The sequence below is a fragment of the Streptomyces sp. NA04227 genome, assembly GCF_013364195.1.
In the GTDB taxonomy this organism is placed as follows: domain Bacteria; phylum Actinomycetota; class Actinomycetes; order Streptomycetales; family Streptomycetaceae; genus Streptomyces.
The window spans coordinates 5,252,503-5,264,228 of record NZ_CP054918.1 but is presented as its reverse complement, the minus strand read 5'-3'; the positions used below and the strand labels follow the sequence as shown (position 1 = coordinate 5,264,228).

The 11,726-nt window shown below is 69.9% G+C and carries 13 protein-coding genes; 6 read left to right on the top strand and 7 right to left on the bottom strand.

Translation table 11 applies throughout. The features are described 5' to 3' along the window. Nucleotides 1-80: 80 nt before the first annotated feature. Nucleotides 81-335, bottom strand: coding sequence for a DUF397 domain-containing protein (locus tag HUT18_RS22565; protein WP_176102383.1), 255 nt, complete (start codon nt 333-335; stop codon nt 81-83). After that, the gene (locus HUT18_RS22560; RefSeq protein WP_176102382.1) at nt 332-1,150 is read right to left on the bottom strand and encodes a helix-turn-helix transcriptional regulator; all 819 of its coding nucleotides are present in this window, start codon (nt 1,148-1,150) and stop codon (nt 332-334) included. The genes HUT18_RS22565 and HUT18_RS22560 overlap by 4 nt, the downstream gene beginning before the upstream one ends. Before the next feature lie 133 nt (nt 1,151-1,283). Here HUT18_RS22560 and HUT18_RS22555 point away from each other — a divergent pair, with 133 nt between their 5' ends. Next, nucleotides 1,284-1,727, top strand: coding sequence for an ATP-binding protein (locus HUT18_RS22555; RefSeq protein ID WP_176102381.1), 444 nt, complete (start codon nt 1,284-1,286; stop codon nt 1,725-1,727). Between the two features lie 44 nt (nt 1,728-1,771). Here the strand turns inward: HUT18_RS22555 and HUT18_RS22550 are convergent, their stop codons facing one another. The 5 genes from HUT18_RS22550 to HUT18_RS22530 form a co-directional block, all read right to left on the bottom strand. Beyond that, complete coding sequence (locus tag HUT18_RS22550; RefSeq protein ID WP_176102380.1) at nt 1,772-2,767, bottom strand: hypothetical protein; 996 nt, start codon at nt 2,765-2,767, stop codon at nt 1,772-1,774. A 4-nt stretch (nt 2,768-2,771) separates the two neighbouring features. After that, a complete protein-coding gene (locus HUT18_RS22545) occupies nt 2,772-3,254 on the bottom strand; it encodes a hypothetical protein (RefSeq protein ID WP_254878756.1) in 483 nt (160 codons plus the stop codon). 28 nt (nt 3,255-3,282) lie between these two features. Continuing rightward, nucleotides 3,283-5,127 (bottom strand): hypothetical protein, encoded by a 1,845-nt coding sequence (locus tag HUT18_RS22540; protein ID WP_176102379.1) that lies wholly within the window; start codon nt 5,125-5,127, stop codon nt 3,283-3,285. A gap of 214 nt (nt 5,128-5,341) precedes the next feature. Continuing rightward, complete coding sequence (locus HUT18_RS22535; protein ID WP_176102378.1) at nt 5,342-6,331, bottom strand: malate dehydrogenase; 990 nt, start codon at nt 6,329-6,331, stop codon at nt 5,342-5,344. A gap of 482 nt (nt 6,332-6,813) precedes the next feature. Next, on the bottom strand, nt 6,814-7,998 hold the full coding sequence (locus HUT18_RS22530) for an XRE family transcriptional regulator (protein WP_176102377.1): 1,185 nt from the start codon (nt 7,996-7,998) through the stop codon (nt 6,814-6,816). Nucleotides 7,999-8,708: 710 nt separating this feature from the next. On the opposite strand from HUT18_RS22530, the gene HUT18_RS22525 reads away from it, so the two are divergent. From HUT18_RS22525 to HUT18_RS22505, 5 genes are all read left to right on the top strand, one after another. Then, nucleotides 8,709-9,101: a PadR family transcriptional regulator gene (locus HUT18_RS22525; protein ID WP_176102376.1), complete on the top strand. Its 393-nt coding sequence runs from the start codon at nt 8,709-8,711 to the stop codon at nt 9,099-9,101. A gap of 86 nt (nt 9,102-9,187) precedes the next feature. Continuing rightward, the gene (locus HUT18_RS22520) at nt 9,188-9,814 is read left to right on the top strand and encodes a hypothetical protein (protein WP_176102375.1); all 627 of its coding nucleotides are present in this window, start codon (nt 9,188-9,190) and stop codon (nt 9,812-9,814) included. 233 nt (nt 9,815-10,047) lie between these two features. Continuing rightward, nucleotides 10,048-10,407, top strand: a complete 360-nt coding sequence (locus tag HUT18_RS22515; protein WP_176102374.1) for a UBP-type zinc finger domain-containing protein — start codon at nt 10,048-10,050, stop codon at nt 10,405-10,407. Between the two features lie 101 nt (nt 10,408-10,508). After that, on the top strand, nt 10,509-10,940 hold the full coding sequence (locus HUT18_RS22510; RefSeq protein ID WP_176102373.1) for a hypothetical protein: 432 nt from the start codon (nt 10,509-10,511) through the stop codon (nt 10,938-10,940). 99 nt (nt 10,941-11,039) lie between these two features. After that, nucleotides 11,040-11,612, top strand: a complete 573-nt coding sequence (locus tag HUT18_RS22505) for a YceI family protein (protein ID WP_176102372.1) — start codon at nt 11,040-11,042, stop codon at nt 11,610-11,612. Nucleotides 11,613-11,726 lie beyond the last annotated feature (114 nt).

The window sequence follows — 11,726 nt, the reverse complement described above, 5'->3', positions numbered from 1 at the left end:
GCGGTGATCCATGACGGCAGCATGAAGAGTGCCTGAGAACCCTTGGCGGCCTGCCCGCTCCCCGTGGGGAGTTGGGTGGTTCAGTCCCGGGTGGCGTACGTGGCGTAGGCGAGGAAGGCGGTCCAGGCGGCGGCCGGGACGGTGAACTGCGGGCTGGTTTCGCCGAGTTTGGAGTCGCGGAGGTGGACTGAGTGGGGGCAAGGGGCTATCTCTATGCAGTCGCCACCTTGGGAGTCGCTGTAGCTGGACTTGCGCCAGTCCAGGGCGACTTCGAGGCATGCGCCGCCCTCATTGTCGCTATAGCTGGACTTGAACCAGTTCAGCCGGTCAGTCATAGCTCCGCTGCCACCTTCCTGATGAATGCAGCCGACTCCTCAACACTGAGGGCTTGCATGCGGATCATGCCATGGGCCTGCGCCAGATTGCTCACCTTGTCTGGATCGGCATGCAGGGCGCTGGTCTCAGGGCTTTCTACATAGGCAAAGCGCTCATGCTCCGCCGTCTCCAGCAGCACGAACGGCCCGTTGAGAGCCAAGCTGTCGCACCGGCCGAAGGGCAGAATCTGGACGGTGACGTTGCGCAGCTCACTCACCTCGATCAGGTGCTCAAGCTGCCGCTTCATCACCTTGCGCCCTCCAATATTGCTGCGCAGCGCCACTTCGTGAATAACGAAGCCAAACATCGTTGTTGGCCGCTTCCGCAACGCCTCCTGCCGAGAAAGTCGGTGACGCACTCGCTCCGCTACCGTGTCGTCGTCCAGTGGCGGGCACCTGGTACTGATCTGCGAGTAGGCATACTCTTCGATCTGAAGAAGGCCTGGAATCAGGCCAAACGCGTAGTCGTGTACGACGATCGCCTTCTTCTCGATCTCCATGTACTCCTGAGACCGCGCCGGAAACGGCTCCGGCTTCAAGTACTCGTGCCCAGCGACCAGCTTCCCGCGCGCGCCGCACATCTGGTCCGCCACCTGAAGCAACGTCATGGTCGCCTTCCGGCGCCCCATCTCCATCGACTTCACGTACTCGACGTTGTACGCCGCCTCATCGGCCAGCGCCTGTCGGCTGACCCCCGCCTCCTCCCTCCACAACTTGATCTGGCTCCCGCAGTACCGCCAAGCGGCAGGCTGCTCTTTGACCGGCTTCTCTGCCACACGCACCCCTTCGCGCCGTATCGCTCGGGTACCACAACTCTGCGTACCCAACTCGCTACTTCCTGAGGTTACTTCGTAACAGCCAGTGTTGGCCCGGCAAATGACAAAGGCCGAGACCAAGGACAACCCGCACATGGCACTCCCCACCTCGAACCCCACGCACCTCCCCGACCCCCAACCACAGGACATCGAGTGGCAGTTGACACGTCACCCCAGCAGCGTCGGACGGGCGCGAAGGCTGTTGCGGGCGCAGGCGGCGGCGTGGCAAGTGCCCGACGAGGCGGCGCAGACCGCCGTACTGCTCCTCAGTGAGCTGGTGACCAACGCGTACCGGCATGCCCGTGTGCCCGCCGGGCGGCAGATCCACGCGCGCTGCGAACTCACTCCGGGCGCACTGCGGATCGAGGTCTCGGACGCGAACAACACCCTGCCCTCGGCGCCCGCCGCCGACGCCGATCCGTACGCGGAGTCCGGGCGCGGCCTCGCCCTGGTCGAGATGCTGGCCGCCAACTGGGGTGTGGAGCGCCGTACTTACAACATCGGCAAGACGGTCTGGTGCGAGATCGCGCTCTCCTGACCCGCTCGCGCTCTCCTGACCCGCTCGCGCCCCGCAGGCTCGCCTCAGCACTCGGTCCCGAAGCACAGCCCGTCCAGGGCGACTTGGTGCACCTCCTGCTGTGCGGGCCAGTCGTCCTCGGGGCCGGTGCTGAGGACGACGTACAGGTCCTCGCCCTCGCCGTGCACGACGCGGTCGACCGTGCGCATCCGGGTGTCCCATTCCTTGCTGTCGGTCGAGTAGTCCAGCTCGGCCGCCGGGCCGCGCGGGTCGGAGACGTCGGCGAGGCTGTTGCGCTCGTATCCGGCGCCGTCGAGGAAGGTCTCGGCGAGTTCCAGGGTGCCGCGCGGAGTCGGGTTCTCCTCGGTCACCTTGAACACCTGGACACGGCGCGGGCCGCCGCCGGGCTCCTCGTAGTAGTAGAGCGTGACGCCTTGCTCGCCCTTCTCGGTGCGGCGCTGCCAGTCCTCCGGCACGAACAGGGTGAACTCCGGTTCGGTGATGGAGTCGTAGCCGGAGGGCGGCAGGGTCGGCGAGGGGCTGGGGGTGGCGGACGCGGAGGTCGTGGGTGAGGGGCCGTCCGACCCCTTGGCGTCGGGCGTCCGAACCTCCCGGGTCGGCTCCGTCCGGGTCTCGGACTCCGAGTCGCCGTCGCCCGAGGCGAGGAACCATCCCGTGAACCCGCCGCCCGCCAGGGCCACGGCGAGCACCAGAGCGATGGCGGTGGACCTGCGCCGGTGCATGGGCGTCGGCGCGGGCGGCGGCGCCTCGGGGAGGGCCACCGGTCCGAGGGGGACGGGGGCGTACGTCTCGGGCGTGGTGTGCCCGTGTTCCGGTACCGGTTGGGCACCGGCCGCGGGCGCGCCGGTCGCTCGCCCCTCCGTCTGCCACCAGGCTTCCTGGGTCTCCGGGGCCTGAGGGACCTGAGGGACCTGAGGGGCGAACTCGGGCCGGGGCGGGGGCGGCGGCGTGAACGCGGCGCGCGGGGCGCCGTCGTCCCAGCTCTGGGTCTCGGGGTTCCAGCGGGCCTCGCCCGATTCCTGGTCGCGTCGTCCTGCCATCGGCTCAGCCCCCCGAGAAGGCGCCGAGCGCCTGGGTCACGGTGGCCGCCGAGGCCAGGAAGCCGGTCACCGCGCCCGCGCCCGCGAGCGCACGGCCCAGCCGCTCGCGGCGGGTGGGCCCCGCCTGCCCCGATTCCTCGATCTCGGTCTCGGCACCGGCGAGTTCGGCGTCCAGAGTGTCGCGCAGGCCGGAGGGTACGAGTCGGGCCAGGTCCTCGCGCAACTCCTTCACTGCACGCAGGAGTTCCTCCTGGGCCGGATCGCGCGGGGCCGCCGTACCACCGGTCTGGTTGCGTACGTCGTTGTGGTCGCCGATCGCGAACGCACCCCGCACATTGCTGATGTGGATGCCACCGCCGCCAACCGCCCTGCCGCCGCGCTCGGTTCGGCCCTCGTCCCGGCTCACCGGCGGTGTCTGTCCCGGGCCGGCCGGGCGCCGTCCGTCGTCCGCTCCCGTGGTGGGGTTCTGCTCGTCGGCCGTGCTCATCCGTGCCTCCCGGGGCCGGTCCGTGCGGTCATGGCGTCCCGTCCTGCCGCGGCTGCTCCGGTGGCGACTCCGCGGACGCCGCGGGCTGTTCCTGGTTGCTGACCGTGTTGTGGTCGCCGATCGCGAACGCCCCCTGGGCGTGCTCGATGTGCACGCCGCCGTCGCTGATGTTGACGATCTTCTGCGCGAACTCGTCCGTGCGGTATCCGGCGTCGCGCAGCACCTGCCGTACGCCGTGCGCCACCCGGTCCTGGATGGCCTTGAGGTAGCGCTGTACGTCCATCTCCTGGAACAGGGACAGCTCGGTGCCGCTGCCCAGTTCGCGCACCGAGACGGCGGGCCCGTCCGGCAGTACGTGCTCCTGGCCCGCCCGGACGGTGCGGGAGCCCGTCGCGCCACCGCGGTTCAGGGTCCGCAGCGCGAAGGCCAGCGACTGCGGTACGCGCGCCAGCGCCCAGGTGAGCTTGGCCACCGGCCCGAGGTTGCGGTAGTCGTGGGCGATCCGGTCGGCCTCCTCGAACTCCCGGCGTACGGGCGCGAGGACGTGCGGGGCGATCTCCAGCATCAGCATGCCGCCCTGGGTGTGCACACGGACGAAGACCGTGGTGACGACCTCCTCCTCCCAGCCGCCGACCCGTACCCGCAGGAAGTGCCGCCGGGTCTCGCCGCCCTCCTCCACGGCCTCGGCCCGGTGCCGCGCGAAGTCCGCCGCGCCGTAGGGGGCGAGCTCGCGGCGCGGCAGACCGGTCACCGGCAGGAAGACGCACTCGTCGATCTCCAGGCCGCGCAGCCGGTCGCGCACCACGGCGGCGGCGGCCGGAGCGGGCAGCCGCAGCCGGGCGAGCAGTTCGCGCACGTTGTCCAGAATCTTGCGGTTGCTCAGCGGCTCGGGCGGCTCCTCGCGCTCCGGGTCCGGGCGGAGTTCGACGGCGAGCGTCCAGGAGTCCACCGGAACTCCCGCACCGCAGAACGGATGCCCGGAGTGGTACATGACCAGCCGCGCCGACTGCTCGGTCCTGATGCGCACCCGCAGCCGCTGGTACCGCGCGTTCTGCGCGCTCTCGGCCGGGTCGCCCGTGATGTCGGCGAAGCGCCGGGGATGCAGTATGTGGGTCAGGGTGCGGGCGAAGTGGGCGCGGTGCCCGGCGACGCAGACGGCCACCAGGAGCAGCATCACCAGGGAGGCCCAGGCCTCGAAGGCGTCGATCCCGCTGGAGGCCTCGCGGACCCAGTCGGCACCACCGGGCAACAGCGCGGCCACCACCATGACTTGTGCCATCGCGACCTCGCCGTCGGCCTTGCCGACACCGATCAGGACCGCGACCACCACCACGAAGACCACGGACAACTGGCCCCAGAGCTGAAGCAGGGACGCACCCGCGCCACGGGCCGGGGCCGCGCCGGACGCCCGCTCCCGCGCGCCGTCCTTGCCGGTGCCGTTCGCGCGCCCGCCCCACAGCGGGCGCGGGTTGCGGTCCGCCGCGCCGCCCGGCCCTTCGCGCAGCCGCGCGGCGAGCGCAAGCAACAGACAGGGCAGCAGTACGGCGAGCAGCAGATACTGCGTCAGGACGGCGCCGACCACCCAGAGTCCGAGGATTCCTGCCGCCCAGCCCAGTTCGAGCCGCCGGGAGCGCAGCGCGTGGGCCAGCACCCTGGCCGCGTCGTAACCGTGCGCGGGCGCGGCCAGCCGTTCCTCGTGCACGTACAACTCGTCGATGACGGCGTCACGGAACTCGCTGTCGAGATAACAGCCCCCGCACAGCAGCCTGGTGGCCTCGCTCGCACCGGGCGGAACGACTCCCTGCGGCGGCACCTCCGCCGCGCCGTTCCCGGCCGGTTCCGGCTGCCGGGGCAGTCGCATCTGGTCCGTCACGAATCCCCCGTAACCCCCACTTCCTTGTACGGCAAGGAAGTTGAGCGCTGTCGGCGTGGTGAAGGTCACAGCATACGGCTGCACCTCGCAGCGGGGGCCGGACAGCGCGGCGCCCCCGGCACCGAGTGGTGGTGTGCCGGGGGCGCATGGAGGCGCAGGGGGCGTACGCCGATCACTCCCCGTCAGGCCGGGGGTGGCGGCGTCACGAGGGGGCTCAGATCAGTCCGAGACCGCGCACCGCGTCGCGCTCCTCCGACAGCTCCTTGACGGAGGCGTCGATACGGGCGCGCGAGAACTCGTTGATCTCCAGGCCCTGGACGATCTCGTACTTGCCGTCCTTCGTGGTGACCGGGAAGGAGGAGATGAGGCCCTCGGGCACGCCGTAGGAACCGTCCGAGGGGATACCCATCGAGGTCCAGTCGCCCGCGGCGGTGCCGTTGACCCAGGTGTGCACGTGGTCGATCGCGGCCGAGGCGGCGGAGGCGGCCGACGAGGCGCCACGGGCCTCGATGATGGCCGCGCCGCGCTTGGCGACGGTCGGGATGAAGGTGTCGGCCAGCCACGCCTCGTCGTTCACGACCTCGGCGGCGTTCTTGCCCGCGACCTCGGCGTGGAAGATGTCCGGGTACTGGGTGGCCGAGTGGTTGCCCCAGATGGTCATGCGCTTGATGTCCGCGACGCCGACGCCGGTCTTCGCGGCGAGCTGGCTCAGGGCGCGGTTGTGGTCCAGGCGCGTCATGGCGGTGAAGCGCTCGGCCGGTACGTCCGGGGCGGCGGCCTGGGCGATCAGGGCGTTGGTGTTGGCCGGGTTGCCGACGACGAGGACCTTGATGTCGTCCGCGGCGTGGGCGTTGATGGCCTGGCCCTGGGGCTTGAAGATGCCGCCGTTGGCCTCCAGGAGGTCACCGCGCTCCATGCCCTTGCCACGGGGGCGGGCGCCGACGAGCAGGGCGACGTTGGCACCGTCGAAGGCGACGTTCGGGTCGTCGCTGATGTCGATGCCCTGAAGCAGCGGGAAGGCGCCGTCGTTGAGCTCCATCGCGGTGCCCTCGGCGGCCTTGAGCGCCGGAGTGATCTCGAGCAGGCGCAGCTTGACCGGCACGTCCGCGCCGAGCAACTGGCCGGAGGCGATGCGGAAGAGCAGTGCGTAACCGATCTGTCCGGCCGCGCCGGTGACGGTGACGTTCACGGGAGTGCGGGTCATGGAGTTCTCCGATGCCAACTATGCGGTGGGGGTCCCTGCCCCGGGTGCGGGGATCCCTGCCATCGGCCTCGATGATCGATCTCTTGGCGTCAAGAGAGATCCAGCGGTCAGGCTACCGCGCCCCGGGCTTCCCGCACTGCCGGGTCCGTGTGGCCCGGGCCACACGCGTCGCGGACCGGCCACACAAAAGCGGACCGGCGACCGTTCCTGCCCGTAGGGGCGGCAGGAACGGTCGCCGGGTGGGGTGGTTGACCACTCCCGTGGGGGGACTGTGCACCTGCCCCACAATGCGCGGAGCATGCGTACGAGTTCGAAATCTCTGAACCGATCGGTTCGTTGACGGCTCGGCGCGAGGCCCGCCGCCGTCCGCGTACCTGGTCAGCGGCAGGGCGCGCGCCCGGATTCGCACTCCGCTCTCACCCGGCCGGAGGACCGGATTCCCCTACCGGACGCGCGAAAGCCCTGCTTCCCGGAACTCCTGACTACTCCCCGGTGCACCCTTCGGTGCCGGTCGCGAGGATGCCGCAGGCGGTGACATCGGCCGGTTCCTTGGCCGCGACCATCGCGGTGTACGCGTCGGTGGTGGTCCCGACGGTGGAGTTCTGCTTGGCGCCGTCGGCGTTGGTGATGCGCACGCCGTCACCGGCCGCCGCGGACTTGATGCGCGCCCACGCCGCCTGGCAGGTCTTGCTCCAGCGGATCTCGACGACCGCCGTGCCCACCACGACCTGGTCGCTGGTCTCGACGTACTCGCCCGCGCAGCCCATCTCCTCCGGGTCCCGGCCGGTGCAGTCCGCGCCCGCGCACTCCACGCCTTCCGGCAGCTTCACCTTGGTGGGCTGGACCGTCGGGCTCGGCGCCGGGTCGTTGCCCGCCTCGGCGTTGCCGCCCGCGAGCCGCATCGTCAGAACCGCCGCGATGGCCACGACCAGCACCGCCGCGAGCGTCATCAGCACCGGCCGACGGCGCCGTCGCGGCCGCGGGGCCTCGACGGGGCGGTCCGCGCCGGGTCCGGGCGGGCCGCCGGGTCCGCCGGCGGCGGGGCCGGACGCCCGGCTCGCGGCCGGATACGGATCGGCGGGCCTGCCGCGCAGCGCCTGGGGGCCGAGCGCCATGGTCCCGTCCAGGGGCGGGAACTCGTCCCGTGCGGGCGGCTGTTCGTCCGCGGCACCGGCCGGATCCGCCGCTCCCCGCGACTTCTTCGCCCGGCGCTGCTCCGGGACGGTGGGCGCGGGACGGTCCGACGTGGCGGCGGCACCTCCCGGCTTGCGACGCCCTTCGGAGGCACCGGACTGCTTGCGTCCGGACTTGCCGCCCTCCTCCGCGACTTCTCCCCCGAGCGCGGCCCGCGCCTGGGATATGCGGATCGCCTGCATCGTCATGTCGTGGCGCATCTCCGAACGGCTCCAGGCACGTTCGGCCAGCTCCCACAGGGTGGTCAGATGGACTGGATTGGTGCGCGTGACCTCGGCGAGCGCGATGACCGCGCCCTTGGGCGCGAGCAGTCGGCCGTTGAGATAGCGCTCCCACGAGGTCTTGCTGTAGCCGGTACGGTCCGAGAGCGAGGCGAGGCTGAGCCCGCTGCGGTCGACGAGGCGGCGCAACTGGCCCGCGAACTCCCGGATCTCCGGATCGAGCTCCTCCGAGAGCTCCCTCCACCGAGGCATTGCTTTCCCCACTTCCCCCTGTGCGTCACTGCGGTCGCGTACTTCCGACGGCCCGGCGTCCCGGATGCAGCCCCGTTGCGGCCCCGTTCGCGCTCATCCCGTGGGATGCGTTCGGCACCGGAGCCGGTTCCCCCGAACCCCGGTGCGAGATGCCTTCGTTGTACGGCGGGCACGTTCGCACGCGCCCGCTTGTGCGGTCCAGTCTCACACTCCCGCGGCCGTACCACCACAAACCCCCAGGAGAGCGGGGTCGTCGGGCCGGTCGCGACAGTGCGAAGGCAGGTCGCGAGCAGCTGGTCACCACGGCCGCGCGGATCGTTGCGAGGCGGCCACACCGTAGCGGAACGGTCACTTCCGTGCCACAGGGCGGGGCACTTTCTTGAACAGCCTTGATCGGTCCGTGACCCTGGATTCGCGGCCAGGTCACATACCGTTCTCCGAACACCCCTCCCCGGGTTCCGGACAACGGACGCCACCGCGGGCGGCGCCCGTCCCACTCGGGGGAGGGGACGGGGGCCGCCGTTCTCGCGTTTCGGGCCGTCGCTTCCGGCCGCAGCTTCAGCCGCCGCTTCCGGTCGCCGCTTCCGATCGGCGTTTCCGGTCGAGGCGCCCCTCTAGCGAACTCGGGCGCGACCGCCACGACCTCGCCGAAAAATCTTGCACCACAAGTATCTTGCGCCGCACGACAATCTCCGACTATCTTGTACCGCATGACAAAGGAGCTGCCCGCACCGGGCGACCAGCGGCGTAGTCAGCTCCTGCGAGGCGTGCTGGATCTGTGTCTGCTGTCGCTCATCGACGAACGCCCGCGGTACGGCTTCGAGTTCGTGGAGGCTCTCGCCGAGAGCGGACTCGACCTCGTGAGCGAGGGCAGCATCTATCCACTGCTCTCGCGGATGGAGCGCGCGGAACTCATCTCCTCGTTCCGCGCCCCGTCCCAGAGCGGCGGCGCCCCGCGGAAGTACTACCGCCTGACCGACGCGGGACGAGCCGAACTGACCAGCGGCCGCACGGTCTGGCGGGCATTCAGCGGACAGGTGAGCGAAGTCCTCACCGCACGGAGCGAAGAACAGAACGAAGAACAGGGGGATCAAGGAGCATGACAACCACGGACGTGACGAGCACAGAGAAGACACCGAAGACAGCGAAGACACCGACGGAGACAGCAGGAACAACGGGGACGGCCGGAATGACCGAGAGAGCGGAGGCCACCGAAGCCGCCGAAGCCGCGGAGACGGAACACGCCGAGGCCGTAGAGGAGGAACATGCGCGGGTGTTGAGGATCTGCCGCGCCAACTGGGAGTACCGGGGCCTCGACGACGCCTCGGTGCGGGAGATGATGGCCGAACTGTCCGAGCATCTGGAGGACGCGGAGGCGGCGGGCCGCACCGCACAGGACATCGTCGGCAAGGACGTCAGGGCCTTCGCCGCCTCCTGGGCCCGGGCGCGTGCCCCACTGCACCTGCGGGCCCTGCGCACCTCGGCGCTCGCCAGCTTCGTGTGCGGGTGCGTGGCCCTGCTCGCCTTCCTTGTGCACCGGACGACGCAACTCGACATCTCCGCACAGGGATTGACCTACTACCTCCTCATCAGCACGGCGATCGCGCTGTGGGAGCTTCGACGGGGCAGCCTGGGATTCCTGCGCACCTGGACACTGGGCTCGGTACTCAGCCTGGCGACCATAGGCGTCTTCCTGTTCCTCGGCGACGCGGTGCTGTTCACCCTCCCGCTCTGGGCAGCCGCGGCGCTGATCCTGCCCGGCGTGCCCTACGCGGTGGGCGACCTGCGGGCCCGCAGAGAGGAGCCACCGGCGTGAGGTGCCATGCACCCGCACCGCGCGAGCAACATCCGTGAGCAGCAGGGCACTTGGCCCACCCGCACCGGAGGGCTGTTACCGAGCCCGGCCCCCAGCTGCTTCCACGGCCTGCGAGCCAGATCCGCGCTGATTACGCTGAAGGTAGACGTTCGACCCTTACGACTTCGGCTCCAAGAGCCGAAACACCGTCCGAAACGGAATCCGAGCGAAGCCTCACCAGGGAGGCGCAGCGTATGGCTCACGAAGAGATCCCCGGTATCGATCCCGCCGCGCGGCCGAGTGGGGACGGGTGCGCGGAGTGCCTGGCAGGCGATGGACCCGGGTGGTGGTTCCACCTGCGGCGCTGTGCGGCGTGCGGGCACATCGGATGCTGTGACTCCTCACCCTCGCAGCACGGCACGAAGCATGCTCAGGCGGCTGAGCACCCCTTCCTGACGAGCTTCGAGCCAGGCGAGTCCTGGTTCTGGAACATCGAGACCGATGAGTACTACGACGGTCCGGCACTGCCACCGCCCGCCTCACACCCGACCTCGCAGCCGACCCCCGGGCCACAGGGCAAGGTCCCCGCGGACTGGCAGCTTCAGCTGCACTGACCTGGTCCGCGGCTCCGTGACCAGTGGGCTGATGACGGCCATTTGACATGCATCGCTCGGATGGCACGGTGGTAGGTAAGGCCAATGTAGGGAGGTTCGGCATGGCATCCCGTTCGGCATGGCGTTCCGCAGCGCCGCAACTTCCGCTGAGGCTCACGGTGGGCGCGTTCTTCCTGAACTCCGGGCTCGAGAAACGCGGTGCGGACGAAGCCACCGCCGAGGGGCTGCAGCAGTTCGCCGCCGCGACCTACCCGTTCCTCGGCAAGCGCGATGCCCAGGGATTCGTGCGGCTGCTCTCCGCCGGGGAGCTCGCCATTGCCGCCACGCTGCTGTTGCCGGTCGTCCCTACCGCTGTCGCGGGTGTTGCACTGACCGCCTTCTCCATCGGCACCCTCGGGCTCTACCTGCGTACGCCGGGGATGCGGCAGGAGGGCAGCCTGCGCCCGACCGAGCAGGGAACCGCGCTGGCCAAGGACGTCTGGTTGCTGGGCATCGGCGCCTCTCTCATCGCCAAGGGCGTGGAACGCCGGTAACGCACCATGAGCACGTCGGCTCCCACCACTGCCGTACGGGCTTCGTGACCCGGCATCGGACCCACCCTGGTTGAAGAGGCAATTTCGTCAGGGGCACACATGGCCACGACCACATGGTTCTTCGAGTCCGGTCATACCGCGGCGGAGTTCCGCGCCAGGCACATGATGGTCACCTACGTGCGTGGGCAGCTCAAGAACGTGCACGGCTTGCTGGAGGTCGATCCCGACAGGCCGGAAGAGGCCCGGGTCGAGGCGACGGTCGACGCGACCCAGGTGTACACCGGTCAGCCGCAGCGCGACGCCCACCTCCGCAGCGCCGATTTCTTCGACGTCGAGCACCACCCGACGTGGACGTTCGTCGGGTCTCGCATTCATCAGGTGAGCGGAACCGAATTCGAGGTCACCGGAGATCTCACGGTACGTGGCGTGACCCGCCCCGTAACCTTCGACGTCACTTCCTTGGGCCAGTGGGATACCCCTTGGTGGGAGGAGGGGCGGGACCTCGGGCCCAGGCGACGCGCGGGTTTCATCGCCACGACGCGTATCAACCGACATGACTTCGGAGTGAGTTGGAACGACGTGGTCCACGGCGGCGGAGTGGTCGTCAGCCCCATGGTCGATGTCACGGTCGACATCGAGGCCGTCCTCGATCCCGGTGAAACGGTGGCCTGAGTGCCCGGAACGCAACCAACACCCCAACCCCATCACCCCAACCCCATTGAGGACTTCGAGGAGAATCACCCTGACCGGCCGAGTCAGTAACGCCGGCGACCCTTCCGGGCCGTC

Bases quoted from the DNA above. Each gene is read 5' to 3' on its own strand.
- HUT18_RS22565 (WP_176102383.1), bottom strand. From the start codon at position 335: ATGACTGACCGGCTGAACTGGTTCAAGTCCAGCTATAGCGACAATGAG.
- HUT18_RS22555 (WP_176102381.1), top strand. From the start codon at position 1,284: ATGGCACTCCCCACCTCGAACCCCACGCACCTCCCCGACCCCCAACCA.
- HUT18_RS22550 (WP_176102380.1), bottom strand. From the start codon at position 2,767: ATGGCAGGACGACGCGACCAGGAATCGGGCGAGGCCCGCTGGAACCCC.
- HUT18_RS22545 (WP_254878756.1), bottom strand. From the start codon at position 3,254: ATGAGCACGGCCGACGAGCAGAACCCCACCACGGGAGCGGACGACGGA.
- HUT18_RS22535 (WP_176102378.1), bottom strand. From the start codon at position 6,331: ATGACCCGCACTCCCGTGAACGTCACCGTCACCGGCGCGGCCGGACAG.
- HUT18_RS22530 (WP_176102377.1), bottom strand. From the start codon at position 7,998: ATGCCTCGGTGGAGGGAGCTCTCGGAGGAGCTCGATCCGGAGATCCGG.
- HUT18_RS22525 (WP_176102376.1), top strand. From the start codon at position 8,709: ATGACAAAGGAGCTGCCCGCACCGGGCGACCAGCGGCGTAGTCAGCTC.
- HUT18_RS22520 (WP_176102375.1), top strand. From the start codon at position 9,188: ATGACCGAGAGAGCGGAGGCCACCGAAGCCGCCGAAGCCGCGGAGACG.
- HUT18_RS22515 (WP_176102374.1), top strand. From the start codon at position 10,048: ATGGCTCACGAAGAGATCCCCGGTATCGATCCCGCCGCGCGGCCGAGT.
- HUT18_RS22510 (WP_176102373.1), top strand. From the start codon at position 10,509: ATGGCATCCCGTTCGGCATGGCGTTCCGCAGCGCCGCAACTTCCGCTG.
- HUT18_RS22505 (WP_176102372.1), top strand. From the start codon at position 11,040: ATGGCCACGACCACATGGTTCTTCGAGTCCGGTCATACCGCGGCGGAG.